General features: G+C 58.3%; 11 protein-coding genes. 5 read left to right on the plus strand and 6 right to left on the minus strand.

Going from position 1 to position 18,207, the window contains the following annotated elements; translation table 11 throughout:
- Positions 1-4 precede the first annotated feature (4 nt).
- The 3 genes from IC235_RS15130 to IC235_RS15140 all read left to right on the plus strand — a co-directional run bounded on the left by IC235_RS15130 (position 5) and on the right by IC235_RS15140 (position 9,880).
- Positions 5-685 carry a LolA family protein gene (locus IC235_RS15130; protein WP_191006029.1) on the plus strand — a complete coding sequence of 227 codons (681 nt, stop codon included), beginning with the start codon at positions 5-7 and terminating at the stop codon, positions 683-685.
- 81 nt (positions 686-766) lie between these two features.
- On the plus strand, positions 767-2,275 hold the full coding sequence (locus IC235_RS15135; protein ID WP_191006030.1) for an autotransporter outer membrane beta-barrel domain-containing protein: 1,509 nt from the start codon (positions 767-769) through the stop codon (positions 2,273-2,275).
- Between the two features lie 51 nt (positions 2,276-2,326).
- A complete protein-coding gene (locus IC235_RS15140) occupies positions 2,327-9,880 on the plus strand; it encodes an RHS repeat-associated core domain-containing protein (protein ID WP_191006031.1) in 7,554 nt (2,517 codons plus the stop codon).
- A 549-nt stretch (positions 9,881-10,429) separates the two neighbouring features.
- Here the strand turns inward: IC235_RS15140 and IC235_RS15145 are convergent.
- Positions 10,430-10,603 (minus strand): hypothetical protein, encoded by a 174-nt coding sequence (locus IC235_RS15145; RefSeq protein WP_191006032.1) that lies wholly within the window; start codon positions 10,601-10,603, stop codon positions 10,430-10,432.
- Positions 10,604-10,847: 244 nt separating this feature from the next.
- Between IC235_RS15145 and IC235_RS15150 the strand changes: the two genes are divergently transcribed.
- Positions 10,848-11,558, plus strand: coding sequence for a JAB domain-containing protein (locus IC235_RS15150; RefSeq protein ID WP_223847331.1), 711 nt, complete (start codon positions 10,848-10,850; stop codon positions 11,556-11,558).
- A 146-nt stretch (positions 11,559-11,704) separates the two neighbouring features.
- Here IC235_RS15150 and IC235_RS15155 read toward each other — a convergent pair whose 3' ends face one another.
- Positions 11,705-14,155, minus strand: a complete 2,451-nt coding sequence (locus IC235_RS15155; RefSeq protein WP_191006033.1) for a penicillin acylase family protein — start codon at positions 14,153-14,155, stop codon at positions 11,705-11,707.
- Positions 14,156-14,329: 174 nt separating this feature from the next.
- Positions 14,330-15,136, minus strand: coding sequence for a septal ring lytic transglycosylase RlpA family protein (locus tag IC235_RS15160; protein ID WP_191006034.1), 807 nt, complete (start codon positions 15,134-15,136; stop codon positions 14,330-14,332).
- A 405-nt stretch (positions 15,137-15,541) separates the two neighbouring features.
- On the opposite strand from IC235_RS15160, the gene IC235_RS15165 reads away from it, so the two are divergent.
- Entirely contained in the window at positions 15,542-16,459 is a 918-nt protein-coding gene (locus IC235_RS15165) for a DUF72 domain-containing protein (RefSeq protein ID WP_191006035.1), read from the plus strand.
- Here the strand turns inward: IC235_RS15165 and IC235_RS15170 are convergent.
- The 3 genes from IC235_RS15170 to IC235_RS15180 all read right to left on the minus strand — a co-directional run bounded on the left by IC235_RS15170 (position 16,456) and on the right by IC235_RS15180 (position 18,130).
- Positions 16,456-17,046 carry an arylesterase gene (locus IC235_RS15170; RefSeq protein ID WP_191006036.1) on the minus strand — a complete coding sequence of 197 codons (591 nt, stop codon included), beginning with the start codon at positions 17,044-17,046 and terminating at the stop codon, positions 16,456-16,458. The two genes, IC235_RS15165 and IC235_RS15170, sit on opposite strands and share 4 nt — an antisense overlap.
- A gap of 121 nt (positions 17,047-17,167) precedes the next feature.
- Positions 17,168-17,470, minus strand: a complete 303-nt coding sequence (locus IC235_RS15175; RefSeq protein WP_191006037.1) for a DUF4286 family protein — start codon at positions 17,468-17,470, stop codon at positions 17,168-17,170.
- A gap of 213 nt (positions 17,471-17,683) precedes the next feature.
- Positions 17,684-18,130, minus strand: a complete 447-nt coding sequence (locus IC235_RS15180; protein ID WP_191006038.1) for a DUF6526 family protein — start codon at positions 18,128-18,130, stop codon at positions 17,684-17,686.
- Positions 18,131-18,207 lie beyond the last annotated feature (77 nt).

Below are 18,207 nucleotides of genomic sequence, written 5' to 3' on the forward strand. Positions count from 1 at the left end.
CCGGATGCGAGCCCGATTCTTGATGACCGTGGCCCTGGTGCTGTGGGCCGGCACATCGCTGAGGGCCCAGGATCTCAAGCAGGCCGTCACCCGCATGCAAAAGCTCTACTCGCAGAGCAACCGGCTGCACGTCGTAATGCGGATTGAGGCTTTTGAAAAAGAAACCGCCACTACCCCCTACTACCAGGAGCAGGCGGACATCAAGCGGGAGGGCGCCAATTATTGGTACCTTTTCGGGACTACCGAAATGCTGCTCAACGCCCGGTTCATCGTGATGGTGGACAAGTCGGCCCGCGAGATGATGTTCAACACCCGGAAACCCGGCGCCGGCCCGTCCTTTCAGGCCGCCAAAGCCCCGAATCTGGACAGCCTCTTCCGTTTTTACGAGGATCCGCAGTACCTGGGCCGGAAAGGCCACACGGATCACTACCGGGTCGTGCAAAAGAAAGGCCCCGTGGACCGCATCGACTTGTTGATTGACGGCGGAACCGGCTTCCTGTCGGAAATCCGGTATCGGTACCGGCAAGGTCCGCTGGTAGCCATCCATTTCCTCACGTTCGATCCCCAGCCCCGGTTCGGGCCGGACGTGTTCGCGGAAGCGCGCTACATCACGCGTTCGGGTGGCACCGTCCAGCCGGCCGTTAGCTTCAAGCATTACCACCTCAGCCAATCTGAGGGACTTTGAAAAGGTTTGCGACTCTTTAAATGGAGATGCCAATCAGTTAAAATCTTCTCTAGCTATTTCAACTTTCAACACCGCAGTTTCATGAAAAAGCATCTCCTCTTTCCTATCCTGTTTTTCCTAGCTAGGGAAAGTAATGCCCAGGTGGTTCCGGGTTTGTCTCAGTGGACCACTACGGGTACAAACATCTATTACAACACTGGCAACGTGGGCATTGGTACGTCTAGGCCGATGTTCAGACTGCACGTGGATGGCGGGAGTATTGGGGGCACCTATGCCTTGACCCCCGCTTATACTGACTGGTCCGCGTACGGGGTAGGGGATGGCGGAGCCGCCATTTACAATGACAACGGAGTTCATAAAGAGCTGATTATCGCGGGTAACCGTTCCGCGGGGGGCCTCCGGGAGGTGGGTATCTGGGATAACTTAACGGTGCATAGCAATTCAATTGTGGCGGGCAGCATGGGTATTGGCATCAGCACGAATACGCCAACCGGAAGGCTGCAAGTGAACGGGAGACTGGTGATCGACAACGTGGGTTCGGGCGGTCCTATGGGATCAGGATCACTGCTTTCCTTTTCCTCCTCGGGGGGAGCGGATGTGACGGCCATTCAGGAAAACAATGGGTTGAACCTGAACGGTTCGGCGACCGCCCCGGTCAAAATTTCCAATGCTAGCCTACTAGTAGGCTACGTTTCCGGTGGAAGCAATTACGGGCAAGGAAACCTGCTGGCGGCAGGCAATGTAGGTATCGGTACCCCGAACCCTCACGCCCAACTGCAACTGGGCAACACCACAGGAAACCGAAAACTAGTGTTGCTCGAGGATGCCGACAATGACCACCAGTTCTACGGGTTGGGAGTCCTAAAGGCTAGGCCTACTTCCACTTTCCGCTTCCAGATTCCCAGCAGTACCAACGCCTACCGGTTTTTCCGGGGCAACGACGCTGCTAGTTCAACCGAATTGTTTACCATCCTGGGCAACGGTAACGTGGGCGTAGGCACCGACGCGCCGGCTTACCCCTTGCAGGTGGCGGGTAAAATCGGCGCCAACGGACTGTTCATCGATTCCGCCACCCCGGCCATCAATACCCCCGAGACGGCTCAGTATTTGCACATCTACAACCGGTTGAATGCTAACGGGTTGAAGGCGGGCGGGATCCTGGTCTCGGATGACTACAGCTACGCGGATCCTGGCAAGAACGACCTGATCATTAAAGGCAAGGTGGCTATCGGAACTCCCCTGGCTTCCAACCCCAACAATTACACGTTAGCCGTCAACGGGCAAATCGGGGCTAAGGACGTGCGGGTGGAATCCACCAGCGCCACCTGGCCGGACTACGTCTTCGAACCCACCTACGAGCTTCCCTCGCTGAAGGAGGTGGATGGCTACCTGAAAGCCAACAAGCACCTGAAGGAGCTGCCTTCGGCCAGGGAAGTGACCGAAAACGGCCACAGCCTGGGGCAGATGGACGCCCTGCTGTTGAAAAAGATCGAGGAGCTGACCCTCTATATGATTAACCAGGACCACAAGCTGGAAGCCCAGCAGCAGGAAATCGAAACCCTGAAAAAGCGGCTGCAAGATCGCAAATAAGCCTCCCGTAAGCCCTTTCCTTCAGTAAGCTCTTCCCTTTATCCAACGCCCATGAAACGTTCGGCGGTGAAACACCTGTTTGCCCTGGGTCGCATTGCTTTTGCCCTCCTTCTCGGCTTTTTGCAGTACTCAGTCGGGCACGCCCAATCGGTGACCCGGATACCCCCGGCCATTCGGGTGAGCCGGGAGGGCCGCCTGCCCCTGCCGGACGTCGAACGCCAGTTCCTGTTCAGCGACTTGTCCGCGGGGATCCAGAAGAACGTATTTCCGGGTCCACGCTGCCTGAGCGGACGCTACTACGTGGGCGTACAACTCCTCTACGACCTGGGCGACCGCAACACCACCCAGCCCTGGACGGCGGATCTGGAGGTCAGTTTCTTGCGTGGCTCGGAGGTGCTTTGGACTAAGCCGCTGCGCGTGGACATGGGCACCCAGACCTTCATTACCACCGTATTTCACGATACGCTGGTTTCCTGCGACGGCAACTATTACGTGGCCATCAAAACCAAAACCGCGAGCACCGAGACGCCCCAGCAGAACATTTCACTCAAGGTGCTCCTCTTCAAACACCTGGAGGAGGCGTTCAATCCGTCGACGGCCATCACGTTGAACACTTCCTTGGCCAATGGCTATGCCAGCGTCCAATGGAACCATCCCGGGACGGCCACGGCCTCCTACGACCTGGAATGGGTGTTCATTGAGGATCATGAACCCTTTGCGGGAGCAACGGCCGACGCGGCGTTCGCCTACAAGGAGCCCGTTCGCATTTCCACGGCCAACCGTTATTACCAGCACGCCCTGGTGTATCCCAAAGGCCGGCTGTGGTACCGGACCCGGGCCGTGGGCTATAATCCGGCGTATCCCACGCACCGGATTCCCGGCCAATGGTTCTACAGCGGTAACGCGGGAATCGCCGTCAACAACACCCAAGCGGATAAGACCTGGCAGCGGCAAACCGCGTTCACCGAAAATGGGGAGTACAAGCACGGGGTTTCGTACCTGGATGGCAGTCTGCGAACTCGCCAGCAACTGACCAACCTGAGCTCCGAGCGACGGACCCTGGTGGGGGAGAGCCTCTACGATTACGAAGGCCGGAAATCGGTGGAGGTGATGGCCGTACCGGCCGGGGACAGTGCGCTTACCTACCATGCCAATTTCCACGCCTTCTCCCCGCTTCTCCCGGCCGTAGCTGACCACACGGGCGCTGGCCGTCAGAAGTTCAACTATGACAATTACCGGCTGGAGAACAGCCCGATGTCCAGCCAGGTCGGAGCCGCGCAATACTACTCCCCGCTGAATCCTTTCACCAGCATCCACCGGAACTACACGCCCCAGGCTAACGGCTACGTCTACAGCCAGACGGAATACCTCAACGACGCCACCGGGCGGGTAAGCCGGCAGGGCGGGGTGGGCCAACGCTTCCGCATCGACAGCCTCCACGCCAGCCGCCAGTTCTACGGCACGGCGGTGACCGAGGAACTGGTTCGCCTGTTCGGCTCCAACGTCGGCGCGGCCAGCCATTATCGCAAAAACCTGGCCGTGGACGCCAACGGCCAGGTGTCGGTGACTTACCAGGACCAGGAAGGGCGCACCATCGCCACGGCTCTGGCCGGGGAGAAACCCGACAACGTGCAGGCCCTACCGAGCTATACGGCGCTGAGCCTCGCACCCATCACGGTCAATGCAGGCACCCGCAACGCCATCCAGGATGGCGTGAGCACGACCGTTCACACCCTGCTCAACACCAGTCCGAATACCGGGTACACCTTCCAATACGACCTGTCGGCCTACGCGGCATCCCTGGAGCAGCTGGGCTGCCAGACCTGCGCCTTCGATCTGAAAATCACGCTGACGGATCCGGAAGGTTTCCCCGTGAAGATCAGCCAGGCCATCGGCAACGAATCCACCAGCGAATACAGCTATGAGCGGCGGAATATTTCGGCGGCCAGCTGCGCCAGTCCGACGCCCCTTAACGCGGCTTTCACCTTGTCGCTGCCCGACATTGGCAACTATACCGTGGTGAAAACGCTTACGCCGCACGAGTTGTCGTTCGAGCAGCTTTCCACCCTGGTGCTAGCCAATCCTTCGGTTCAGCAGCAGATCCAGCAGATCCGCGACAGCTACGTGGTGCAACCCGACAACTGCGCGATCTGTACCGAGTCCTGCCCGGAGGCGGAAAGCGTTATTGAGACCACGATACAGGAGGTGGCCACCCGCAACTGTGACAACATCTACCAGCAGATCGTAGCCTATTACCAGGGGAAGTACGGAGAAGCGGGGGAGGAACCCTACCAGGTGCCCCTCGACAGCATTAGGGCCCATCCCGCCTATTGCGAATACCTGCTCTGCGACAAGAACCAGCCGAGCGATGTATTCGAGATGCAGTTGGCGCGGGTGGATACCTGGGAGACGGCCGTCAGCAAAGGCTACCACCGGACCCTGGACCTGGATCCGTTTTTCAATAACCCGGCCCTGAGTGGAGCTGACTACAAAGCCAGCGCGGCGGCCAAGCTCAACGACGTGTTTGTGGCCACCCTACCTGTTGATTCGAACAATGACGGCACGCCCGACGACAGCAGGACCTACCGGGGACCCATTACGGAGGTGATCGATCCGGCCAACACCGCCTTCTACATCGACGAGCAGGGGAAACCCAATCCGGCCGGCAAGCACTTGCTGTACCTGGACCTGATGGGCCGCCGCTCCCAGCTGAGCCCGGCCGCGTACAGTGCCCAACTCAGCCAGCAGCGTTGGACCCTCTACAAGAGCTTCTACCTGGAGGCCAAACGGAAAACCAAGCTGGAAATTCCCGAATACAACAACTGCCCGGGTGCGAAAGCCTCGCTGCAGTTGATGGATGGGCTGCCCCAGACGTCGGATGGCATTACCACCTACGGGGAGACCAACGGAGCCACGGGCCCGGTCAGCGTCCCGCAGCTGCAGATGAGCATCGCCGCCATCCAAAACAAGTGCGCCCACAAGTTGAGTGCGGCCGACAGCATAGCGGTGGCGGGCCATTTGCAAACGTATTTCAACGGCAACCCCAAAAATTTCTTCCGGGTTATTCTCATTGAAGACCTGGCTACCAACCCCTCGCTGGTGGCCATCGAGGCGATTTTGCAGCGTAGTGGCTGCAGCTTGAATGGGGTGGCGGTGGCCAACCCGATTTCCTGCGTCCGCGATACGACCCTGTACCTGCCCCTGCCCACGACCACCCCGATTTCTCCGAACCCGTCCACTGGCAATCCCTCGCCTACGCCCACGATTATCCCACCTCCTCCTTCCACCATCGAACAGGAGCGCCAGGCACTCCTGGCCCTATACAATGCGACCGGCGGCCCTCGCTGGATCAATAAGAAAGGCTGGCAAACTGGTAGTTTGGATTCGCTGCTAGCCGGCCAGTGGTCGGGCGTAACGGTCTCGATGGTCAGGGTTAATGGGGTCGACCAACCACACGTTACCCGCATTAGCTTCTCCAACAACCGCCTGAACGGCTCCCTTCCTGCTGCCCTGATCAACCTGACGTATCTGAATAGCCTGTCTATCAGCCTTAACCCTAACCTGACCGGGCCAATTCCGGCCGAGATTGGAGGGTTGCCGAACTTGAGCCAACTCATTCTGAACAATAACCGCCTAACGGGCCCGATTCCGCGAACCATTGGCTTATTACAGAATTTAACCTATCTCCAGTTGAGCGCCAATCAACTAACCGGGTCCATTCCAACCGAAATCGGAGCGTTGAGTAAATTGATTCGCTTGTATTTAATGAACAATGCGCTGACGGGTTCCATCCCTACGAGCTTTGGTAATCTTAAACAGGTCTATATCCTTCAGCTATCCGATAATTTCCTGTCGGGACCAATTCCCGCGGAAATAGGCGGGATGACCAGCCTGCAGATGCTGGCGCTGTCCAATAACAAGTATCTGACGGGTGTCCTTCCCACGAGTATTTGCACCATTCCCACTCTGTCGGATCTAGCCATTATGGATAATCAGTTCACTTTTGAACACTTACTATATACTATCCAGCATAAACTACCCGGAACGAGTTTTTCTTATAATAGGCAGGATTCGGTGGACCTGCGCCTGCGCATCACCGTGCCCGTGGGGCGTACCCTCACGTTCACGGCCGCGGTAGACCGCTCCACCACGCCCGCCAGCCTTTACCAGTGGTTCAAAGTGGCCAACGGCAGGACTACCGCCCTCCAGGCGAGCCCTTCCGCGACGGCTTTTACTTACACCACGCCCCCGCTGACGCTCGCCGATATCGGGACCCGGTATTATTATAAAATTACTAATCCGGGAGCCCGCACCCTGACGCTGGTCAGCCGGACGCGCACGCTCGTTGCCGGCTGGGTGGTTAATACTTGCCTGGCCTACGACCAGCATAATCCGTTCTCCGTCGTGCTCTCGTTGAACGATCTGGTGGCCCAATGCCAGGCCAACGCGGCCCAGGAGAACAGCATCCTCATCCAGTTGGCCATCGATAAACTGTTGGAGGGCTTGACCAGTACGGCCTACGCCGCCTACCGGACCAACTGCCTGAACCGGGTGAGTGAGGCCCTGCGCTACACCTACGCGTCGAAGGAACATCACTACACGCTCTACTACTACGACCAGGCCGGCAACCTGGCGCAGACCGTGCCGCCCGAAGGCGTCAAGCCGCTGACCCCTGCCCGGGTGGCCAGTTTCCTGGCCGGCAACCGCACCGACCCGCCCCACCTGCTCCGGACCCGCTACCAGTACAACTCGCTCAACGCCTTAGTTGCCCAACACACGCCCGACGGCGGGGAGTCGCGGTCCTTCTACAACGAGAAGGGACAGCTGCGCCTCTCGCAGAACGCCGAGCAACGGAAGAACATCGAGCAATCGCCAATACTGGCGACCAAGCCAGCCCGTTCCTATTCCTACACCCGCTACGACGAGCAGGGCCGGGTTAGGGAGGTGGGCGAGCTGGCTACGGCCCAGCCGCTCGCGGCCCTGAAGGATTCGCTGGATTCCCCTTCCTTCCCCTCGGCGGGCCGGGGCGACTACCAACTGGCCGACCGCACCCTCACATACTACGACTTCCCTAAAAAATCCCTCCGGTCGGTCTTCGCCCAGCAATTCCTGCGCAGCCGGGTCTCCTGGACGGCCATGCTGGAGAAGGGGTTCTCCGACACCATCGCCACCTACTACAGCTACGACGTGCACGGCAACGTGCGGTCGTTGTTGCAGGCCCTGCCGGGCCTGGCCCCCAAGCGGACCGACTACCGCTACGACCTGGTGAGCGGCAAGGTCAACTACGTCTTCTACCAGTATGGCCAGGCCGACGAGTTCACCCATCGCTACCAATACGATGCCGACAACCGGCTGACCTCGGTCTTCACTTCCAGCGACGGCTTTCTCTGGAACAAGGAGGCGAAATACCAGTACTACCTGCACGGCCCGCTGGCCCGGGTGGAGCTGGGCGAGTACCGGGTGCAGGGGCTGGACCACTACTATACCCTGCAGGGTTGGCTGAAAGGGGTGAACATGCCCTACGCCGGTGATGCGGGCCGGGATGGCAGCCCGGGCTCCTCGGTGGGTAATGACGCCTTTGCCTACTCCTTGGGCTACTACCAGGGCGACTACCAGCCGCTGAACGCTTCGGTAGCCTTGTCCGACTCCCGCGATAAGCTTTGGCCCCGGCTCCGGCAGACGATGGGACACCAGGGCCTCTACAACGGCAACATCGCCTGGATGGTGACCGACCTGCCCAAGCTTGGCGAGCTGGCCAACAACCGCACCAAGGGAATGCAGGGCATGCTGTACCAGTATGACCAGTTGAACCGGATCGTGCAAAGCCGCAGCCTGACGAGCTACCAGGCCGGCAGTGGCTTTGGGGCGCGCGCTTCGGGTTCTGCGGGCGCCTACGACGAGGACTACTCCTATGATGGCAATGGCAACCTGCTCACCCTCCAGCGGCGCGATGAAACGGCGGCGCTGCAGGACGATTTCCGGTACGCTTACTACCCCGGCACGAATAAGCTCCGGGAAGTCAAACCCGTCGCCAAGGATAAAATCATTAGCAGTGGCAGGGTGGTGCAAGATGACATCCGCTACCGCAACCTGACCTTAACGGGCAGCTCCTACGTAGCTTCCGGCAAGTTGGTGGAGGTAAAGGCTTTGGAGAAGATTCAGATGAGCCTCAACTTCCGCTCCGCGCAGGGCACCGACTTCTGGGCGCACATAGTGGACAATGGCACCTTCCAGTACGATGCCATCGGCAACCTGGTGCTCGACCAGGACGAGGGGACGAAAATCCAGTGGACGCCCTACGGCAAGATTCGTCAGGTGGGAGTAAAGGACGACAGTCTCCTCATTCGCTACCGGTACGACGCGGCCGGCAACCGGGTGGAGAAGCAGGTGGTAGTGAACAACACGATAACCGTTACGCGTTACCTGCGGGATGCTTCCGGCAATGTAATGGCTATTTACAAAGACGGTAGCCTGATTGAACAGCCCATTTACGGTAGTTCCCGGATAGGGGAGTACAAGGGCGGCGTGGGCATCGGCACCCGCAGGCTGGGGGAGAAAAACTACGAGCTAAGCAACCACCTGGGCAACGTGCTGGCCACCGTCAGCGATAAGGTAGGCATGCAGGATCCCCACGTGTGGGCCAGTGTAACCAGCACCAGCGATTACTATCCCTTCGGTTTAACCATGAATGGAAGAGCCTGGAACGATATTACCGGCTACCGCTTTGGGTTTAATGGGAAGGAGAAGGATGCCGAATTCAACAGCAACTATGACTTTGGGGCAAGAATTTATGACCCACGTATTGGAAGGTGGATGGCAACCGACCCGCTCGCGGGGAAGATGAGCAGCCACAGCCCGTATAACTATGCTTTTGATAATCCTGTATCTCTTATTGACCCAGATGGGATGATGCCTCATTCTCCAATTTATGGATTAGATGGTAAATATCTGGGAAACGATAGTAAAGGATTTACAGGGCAGGTAATTTTCATGAGTGAGCAAATGTTTGCCTTATTGGGAGGAATTCAAGGGGGTGGATTTGGTGCAAACTATTCAAATAACATAAATCATGAAACTGCTTTGCAATATGGACAAACACTTCCCCAGATAATGGGAAAAGACCCGATTAGCATGAGCCCAGGGACAATGAATATGATCAATAGTGCATTAACGGATATAGTATCAAAAGGGAAAGACATGGGCTTTACCATTTCAGAACTTCACAATGGTAAAACTTCAACGAGTTATATAGAACCATCAAAAACCCCCAATATTTTGCTACAAATTAAGACTAATGATGGGAATCGTTCATATATGGGGCAGGAAGATTCTCCTGCAAATATGCGTGTTACGAATGGTACAATGACATTTCAGCTACAAAGCCGTTTATGGACAACAAATGGGGAGTTTACTGTGGAAAACATACAAAATGCTGCCGTCCATGAAGGAAAAGGTCATCTTAAAGGGCATGTTCCTGGAGAAGGAGTGTTGCACGCAAAAGCATTTGAGATGCAATTTCATCATTCCACATGGAAAGGAACTACACCAAAATGGAAAAAAGAAATGATTAAATCTCATAAGGCTATAATAGAAGAAAGGTTGTAGATATGAAAAAGCTGGTTGTGCGTTACTGTAGTAGAGAAGAGACATCTTGCGTCATAGTCCACGAATCTGTTGTTTGTCCGCATTGCCACCAGCCCGAGCACGTGTACAGGCATAGCCCCACGGCCGATGGGCCGTGGGGCACCAAGTCTACGGTGCACGGTCTGCCGCCGCTTTCAGTTGCTCTACAAGCATAGGGCCGGTATGGGCAACCGCGTTGAAGCGCTTGCCCTGAATGGCAGCGGCATCCGCGACACGGGCCGTGTGTTGGGCATCAGCCCACAAGTGGTGATGGCGCAGCTAAAAAAAGATCGAGTAAATAAACTAGCGCCCGCCTGTGCATCCGGCCTATGGAGGCCAGCAACCCACAACATTGTGCGTCTACGCCGACGAGATGTGATTGGGCTACAAGCGGCAGCCGCGCTGGCTCTGGTAGGTAGAGGATGTGGACACGGCGTGGGTGGTGGCCTATGTGTTTGGCCCCTTGTCTTGAAAGTCCGTCATCAGCATCACGAGGTTTTTTAAGGAGCGTATTGCAGGCGCGCAGCCGAGTCAGCAGTTGCTGGAACTGCGGTAGTCTTTGGAGGACGACGCTTTTTCCTGCACGATGTCGGCGCAGCCCGCGGCCTGCAAGGCATCGCTTATAAATGCAACTGCTGGTCCTGGGGAATTAGGCTCCGACTTGCAGATGTGGCTCCACGCCGCCAAGCATGTAGTATTGGGCACTTGAAAATGTTTATGGGTACTTCGCCTTGACCTGGCACCAAGCCTGTCGACTACAAAAGCGTAGTGCTGTGGTGCGACAACGTGAGGACATCGTTTGCTGCCGCTCCGCTTAAGTAGCCGCACGGCCTGGTCACGAATAGCGAAGCTGCGTCGGGTATCCAAGGTGGCTTCGCTGCCTCGATCAGATGCATATATGGCTGGTCAACGCTACGTAAGTTCAACCGAGAGCTACTTGGCCAATTAAATGCAAGAGTTACAAACCGCCGTAGAACAGTCCCACTCAATACCTTACCTTTATCATCCTGCTCTAGCAATAAAACGCTTAAAAAAGATGAATATAAAATTAACCGATACTCAAAAAATAAAGCTGCTCAACTCCACCGACATCTATGGCGTAATGCAGCAAGTCTTGTTGCGAGAAAATAAAATCGACCGGAACAAAGAACATTTTTGGACGATTGGTTTAGACAATGCCAATCGTATTTTATACTTAGAATTGATTAGCCTCGGAACTACGACCAGTGTACCCGTAGAGCCGATGCAGGTGTTCAGGATTGCCGTACAAAAAGCCGCGCTAAAAATGGTATTGGTACATAACCATCCTACGGGGGAAATGAAGCACTCCCAAGGAGATATAGACATCACCGACCGTTTATTACAGGTAGGCCGCATTCTGGGTATTGAAGTGATAGATCACTTAATCATCGGAGAAAAAGCCTACAATAGCTTTAGCGATACCGGCCTGTTACAGCAGATACAGGAAAGTACCAGGTATGTTCCCAACTATCAGCTGCAGGCTAAAATTAAACAGGAAGCGGAAAAAATAGGCGCTCAAAAAGAAAAACTAAACCTTGCCAAAGCCTTAAAAGGAAAAGGCTTTCCCATATCGCAAATAGTAGAACTAACGGGCATCAGCGAAGAAGAAGCCAAAAAGCTAAAACCCAAAAAAGCTTAACCCCTAGGATCACGCTTTGCCGAACCGCTGAGTCGGAGGTTTTACCCTATTCGTTCTATTCGTTTAACAACACCCAAAATAGCGAAACGTAGCAACTTGGTTGAGCGTTGAACAGCGCAGCATGGTGCTGCGGAGCGTCAGAACGCCTAGTTGTTCTTTAACACCCAGGCGGTAGCCACGCGTGGGTTCGGCTCCTGGGCTGAGCGCAGGAACACCAGCTCATCCAGTTGGCCCACGCGCCAGGTTTCCAGCAGATTATTGTAGAAGGGCGAGCCGGGGTTGCCACTCTGCCCGCCGGGATATACGCCATAGGCCCGTACCCGCGGGCCCAGCGCCACCACCATGCGCCAGGACGGGCCATTGCGCTTGGAGGTAGCGTTCACGATGCCGGCGCCCCCGCCACAGTCCACCCCCAACTGCCCGAAGCCCTTGAGCTGGAGCAGGTGCAGCAAGTCGGTGCCTTTCTGACTGCCCCAGCGCCACTTGGGCGAAGGCGGCCCGAATTTGCGGGTGAGCGAGTCGATGGCGAAACGCAGGCTTTGCCGAGCGAGCTCGGGCAGGGTTTCCCGGGCTGGCGTTCGATGGTCGTCAATCCAGGGCGAGGTGTCCTCGTTCAGGATCAGGTTGTTGGTTCGGTCGCGGGCCGGGTAGCGCATTTCCAGACCGGTGGCTTGCGCCCCGAAGTCGTCGTCCCAGAGGCGCTTCACCAAGTCGTTGTACCACAAGTTGAACACGCTGGGCCCAACGGCATCGGCGGTGTACTGATAACGCCAGCGGTGCATCTCGGCCAACACGATTGTTTCATCCGGGATAGCGGCTGAGGCGGGGCCGGCCCCGGGAGCGGCCACCAGGGCCAGCAGGCGGGGCAGCATAAGCTGGGCGTTGAGGTCCAGCACGTCGTTTTGCAGCTCACGCAGGCTGTCGGGCGTAATCCCGCTCATCGCGCTCAGCCGCTGGTTGATACGGTGGCCGCGCTCGTAGCTGCTATAGGTCCAGTTCAAGTAGTAGGGGTAGTCGGGCCCGGCCGAGAACTGGTTGGCCGAGCTCACGAAGCCGCGGGCCGGGTTCTTCACGTGCGGGTTCTGGGCTGGCGGAATCCACCCCTGCCAGTCGTAGGCCGGGTCGGTGCCGTCGAGGATGAACTTGCCCTGATCGCGCCACTTCAGGGGGAAGCGGCCGTTGGGCCAGATGGCAATGTCCTGCTCGGTGTCGGCGAAGATAAAATTCTGAGCCGGTGAGCCATAGCTGGCCAGGGCCGCCGTGTAGTCGGGGTAGGAGCGGGCCCGGTTCAGTTGGTAGAAGGTCAGGATCTCGTTGGCCCCGTCGTGGGCGGTCCAGCGCATGGCGTGGGCAATGGGCGTTTGAGCGAGAAAGGGTTTCTCGGGCTTGTCGTACACAATCGGGCCGTGGTGCGTGTACAGCACGGTATCGAGCCGGTCGGGCTGCCCGCGCACTTTGAGGTGCTCCACCACCCGGCGCACGGGTTTCCAGCGGCCGTCGTGCCAGTATTCGCGGCGGGTGGAGTCGCGGAATTTCAGCTGGTAGAAATCGAGCACGTCGGCGGCCACGTTGGTCACCCCCCAGGCCACGCGCTCATTGAAGCCGATAATAACCAGCGGCGAGCCGGGAATGGTAACGCCGTATACGTTCACGCCCGGCGCACTCAGCTGAATCTGGTACCAGATGCTGGGCAGGTTGAGCTGCAGGTGCGGGTCGTTGGCCAGCAGCGGGTAGCCCGAGGCCGATTTGGCGCCGCTCACCGCGAAGTTATTGGAGCCCAGGTCGGCCGCGGGCTCGTCGCGCAGCTGGTGGGCCGCGTAAGCCGCCTCGAACGACTTGGGCACGGCGGGTATGGGCAAAGGCTTGAAGTCCAGCGGCGTGCCCACCGGCACGATGGGGTCCTCGCGGGTGGGGTAGTCCGGGAACAGGTCCTTGGTGATGGCCGGGCCGTAGCGGCGCAGAATGTTGCTCATGCGCAGGTCGTCGGTGCGCCCGCTCAGGTCCCAGGCCATAAACTTGAGCAGCAGGGCACACTTCAGCGGCTGCCACGGCTCGGGCTGGTAGTCGAGGAGCTTGTACTCGAAGGGCAGCGTCGCGGGCGTGAGCTGCCCGATGTAGGCGTTCACCCCCGCCGAGTACGACTCTAGCACGGTGCGCGTAGTGGGGTGGGCCATCATGCTCCTGAGCGAGTTGGCCGCGCCAAACGGCAGGCCCATGCGCCGAAAAAACCGGTCGGTTTCCAACCGGGCGGGGCCCACCAGCTCGGCCAATCGGCCGGCCGCGACGTGGGTCTGGAACTCCATCTGCCAGAGCCGGTCCTGAGCCGTGAGGTAGCCCTGGGCGAAATACAGGTCGTGGTCGTTTTGGGCAAAGACGTGCGGCACCCGGTGGTCGTCGTAGCGCACGGTCACGGGCTGCCGCAAGCCCGGCAGGGCCAGCGTTCGGCGGGTCGGGAAGTCACCCGGGGCTTCGCCATTCTGCCAGAACCCCCGGTAGGGGCTCAGCAGCTTGCCGAAGGGCGGAACGTCGCCGTGCTTGGTGTTCAGCCCCCAAACGAGCGAGAAACTAACAGCCAGCGCCAGCAGAGCCTTGATCATGGTAGAGGTTCGTTGATAGTGGTTCGTTATCAGGACTGAAAAGCAAAAGCCAATTAACGACAATGTCGTCAATTGGCTTCAATGAATTTTTACCCCTGGGTGGGCCTGAGGTGCTCCCGGTGCTCAGTTACCAGGCCGGCCGCTAGCCGCGAATAGCGGACCGCTAGCCAGCGCTCACTGCAAGGCCACTTCGCGCACGAGTCCGCCGATGCCCCAAACCATCAGCCGCTTGCGCGTGGCTTCGGCTTTGGCGCGGTCCTCGAACTTGCCCACGAGCACGCGGCTGTGCGGCCGGCCGTCCACCAAATCCTGCGACACTTCCACTTGCAGCTCGGGCAGCAGCGATTTGATGCGAGCCTGAATGCTCTGGGCATTAGCGGCGTCGAGAAAGGAGCCGGCCTGGATGAGGAAGCTCTTCGGGCAGTCGACCGTTTCGGCCACGGCTACGGCTTGGGTGGTAGAAGGCCGGGAGGCCTCTATTAGGGTGGCCTCAGCGGGCTCGGCCGACGCCGTCGAATCGGGCGCGGAGTAAGTCGTGTGTGCGGCGTCGGGGTTGGGGTCGGCGGCATAGAGGGCCGCTAGGTTGCTGGGCGTAGTAGTCAGGCCCAGGGGCGTTTCGGCTGGCACTACTTCGGCGACCACCGTGGCGGCTCCGCAGCTGGTAATGCCCAGTGGGCGGGCCGCGATTTCGGAGAGGTCAAGAATGCGCTGGTGGCGATAAGGGCCCCGGTCCGACACCCGCACGACCACCGACTTGCCGTTTTTCACGTTGGTAACCCGGATGCGCGTGCCGAAGGGCAGGGTTTTGTGGGCGCAGGTGTACTTAAAGCGGTCGTACCGCTCTCCGCTGGTCGTCCGTCGGCCCTGAAAGTAACTGCCATACCAGGAGGCCCGGCCGCGCATCACGGTGGTGGTGGTGCTTGGGCCGGAGGCTGATTTTGTGGTGCCGGGGTTAGTGGCATGCGCCGAAACGCTCAACAAAGTCAGCAGGAAAAAAAGGAAACTGGAGGGGGCGAGTACTCTAAGACGACGAAATAAAATCATGCGATTTAACGGATGGTGAACCCGACAAACATAGGCCCCCCCAGGGAGATTGCTAAATCACCTGCCCCATTTGCTAACAATTTGAGTCTAAAAATTGCACTTTACAGATAAAACTTGCATTTAATTAATCCAAGACTAAAATGAGAAAGTGCCGCTGAGCGTGCGCAAACTATATTTTTCGGATCTATGCTAAGCCATTGCGCAGGTCAAAAATTAGATTATGCGGCACGTATAAAATTTGGTCATCACGCAGTTGGCCAGCTTCGAAAGCTGGTTGCAAAAGTCCCGATTTTTTCGTAAGAGCAGTAAGAGCCCGCGGGTCGCAACCCCTACCTTTGCCGCATGGATTTTGGCCGCTTGCCTGACCTCCGCTACGTCGATTTTCGGCTACCGCTCGACCACCCCGAAACGGCCCGCGTGCTAGCCCGGGCCCGGCCCACGCAGCCAGCACCCGTGGGCCTGCATGTGGGCTGCCCCATCTGGACCAATAAGGAATGGCTGGGCACGTACTTCCCGGCCGGCATTAAGGAGCCGGATTACCTGCACTATTACGCCCAGCAGTTCAATAGCATTGAGCTCAATACCACGCACTATCGCATTCCCGACGCGGGCACGGTGCGGCGCTGGCGGGCGGCCGTGGGGCCGGAGTTTACCTTCTGCCCCAAGCTGCCCCGCAGCATCAGCCACGAGCGGGAGTTGTTTCAGGCCGATGATTTAGTGGTGCCCATGGCCCGCGCTTTCGAGAGCCTGGGCGAAAACCTGGGCTGGGCTTTTCTGCAGCTGCCCCCGCATTTTGGCCCCGAGCACCTGCCCCGCCTGGAGCGTTTTCTGCTCGATTTCCCGGAGGCCGTGCCACTGGCGGTGGAGCTACGCCACCCCCGCTGGTTTGCCGACCAAGGCCTCGCCGATGCCGTATTTGCCACTCTGGAGGCCCTGCGCAAAACGCTGGTGATAACCGACGTGGCGGGCCGGCGCGACGTGCTGCCCATGCGCCTGACCACGCCCGTGGCCTTCATCCGCTTCAACGGGCACGGCCTGCACAGCACCGACTACCAGCGTACCGACGCCTGGGCCGAGCGCCTGGCCGCCTGGGTGGCCCAGGGCGTGCACGAAATCTACTTTTTCATTCACCAAAAAGACGTGCGGCACGCGCCCGTGCTGGCCGCCTACTTCCTGGAAAAGATGCGGGCGCTGACCGGCATTGCGGTGCCGCCGCCGTTCGTTATTCCGCAGCCGGTGCAGGGGAGCCTGTTCGGCTAGGAGCCCACGGGTACCTTCAGCAGCGGGCCGAGCACCTGCCACACGTTATCGGCCAGAACTTGCTGGCCGGCGGCGTTGGGGTGTACGCCATCGGGCAGGTTCAGGTCGCGGCGGCCCAGCACGCCTTGCAGCAGGAAGGGCACGAAGGGCAGGCGGTTCTTCTCGGCCAGGGTCCGAAACAGGGCCTTGAACTCAGCGGCGTAGTTAGCCAGGCGATGACCACCCAACGGCCCCAGGTCGAAGGGGAATTCCAGCCCGGCCAGCACCAGTTGGGCCGGCGGGTACTGCCGTTTCACGGCGTCGATAATGAATTGCAGGTTTTGAGAGGTTTCGCGCACCGGAATGCCGCGGAGGCCGTCGTTGGCGCCCAGGGCCAGCACGAAAGCATCGACGGAGTGCCGGCTGAGCACCGAGGCCAGGCGCTGCCGCCCACCGGCGCTGGTTTCGCCGCTAACCCCGTAGTTAAAAGCCCGGTAAGGAAGTTGCTCGCGGTCGAGGCGCTGCTGAAGCAGGGCCGGGAAGCTCTCGTTGGCTCGCAGGCCGTAGCCCGCCGTCAGGCTGTCGCCGAAGAAGATAATGTTTTTCATGGAGTACTGCTCAAACAGCCCGGACCCCATTTTTGTGCCCAGCCCGCAAAGTGGCGCCTTTGCTTGGTAAGTCGCGCGAAGTCCCGCAACACCCAGAGCAAAGGTGCCGCGGCGCCAGGAGCTACTCCACTACTTCGAGCACGGTGCGGAACGAGACGTACTGGCCCGCGAAGTGCGCTTCCATGTCGGCCCGCAGAGCCGGGGCGCAGAGCCGCTGGTATTCTTCGAGTTGCTCTACGCTGAGGCAGTAGTACTGAGCGGCGTAGGTAATCCCGTCATTTTCTTCGTTGAGCAGGCGGCAGAGCTGGCTCTTGAGGAAGAAGCCGGTTTCCATTACCTCGGGCATGTGAGTGGAGCGCATGTACTCCAGCCACTCGTCGGCCACGGCGGGCTCGATGCTGCTGGTGACGTTGTAGAGAATCATAAGGTGGGGCGGGTTGCGGGCGCCTGAAAGTTTAGAACGGTTCTCCAGTGAGGGTACCGGTTTTTAGAATTAAAAATTAAAAATGAAGAATTAAAAAATGGACCAGCTGATTTTTAATTCTTCATTTTTAATTTTTAATTCCTTTTCGAAAACGGCTCTATGTATCAACTCCCGGCAGCCCGTAACAATAATATAAAAGCAGCCGCTTTAAGCTCAGACGCGCAGGGTATCGAACTGAAAATCGGTAATACGGGCCTGAATGTCTTTAGGGGAAAGATTTTCGGTCACCGCGGCCTGGGCCAGGGCCGGCAGCTCGGCGTCGCCGGCCAGGCGCAAGCTCAGGATTTGGCTGAGGGTCAGCTGCTTTTCGAGCGCGGCAAAGCGTTGGCCGCTCACTTCGAAATAGCGCTGGCGCACTTCGAGGCGGCAGATGCGGTCTTGCAGCTGCAGGGCGTAGTGCTGGCGCAGCATTATTAGCACGCCCAGCCCGATAACGGCCAGAGCTGCCACGCTAAACCACAGCCGAGCGGTCTGGTCGTCGTCGCCCGCCACCTTGGTGTAGCGGAGAATGGTGTAGCCGGCCATGAGGAAGGCCAGCGGCAGCAGCACGAAATGGTGCCAGGGGTACAGTTTAACCGTATTTTTAGTGGGGGTGGCCATGCTGGAGCGGCGAGGAGATGATAAGTAAAAAGTAAAAGTAGGAAAGTAAGGGGCAAAGAAATATCGGCCAGATTGGA

This window comes from Hymenobacter montanus (genome assembly GCF_014699115.1).
Taxonomy (GTDB): domain Bacteria; phylum Bacteroidota; class Bacteroidia; order Cytophagales; family Hymenobacteraceae; genus Hymenobacter; species Hymenobacter montanus.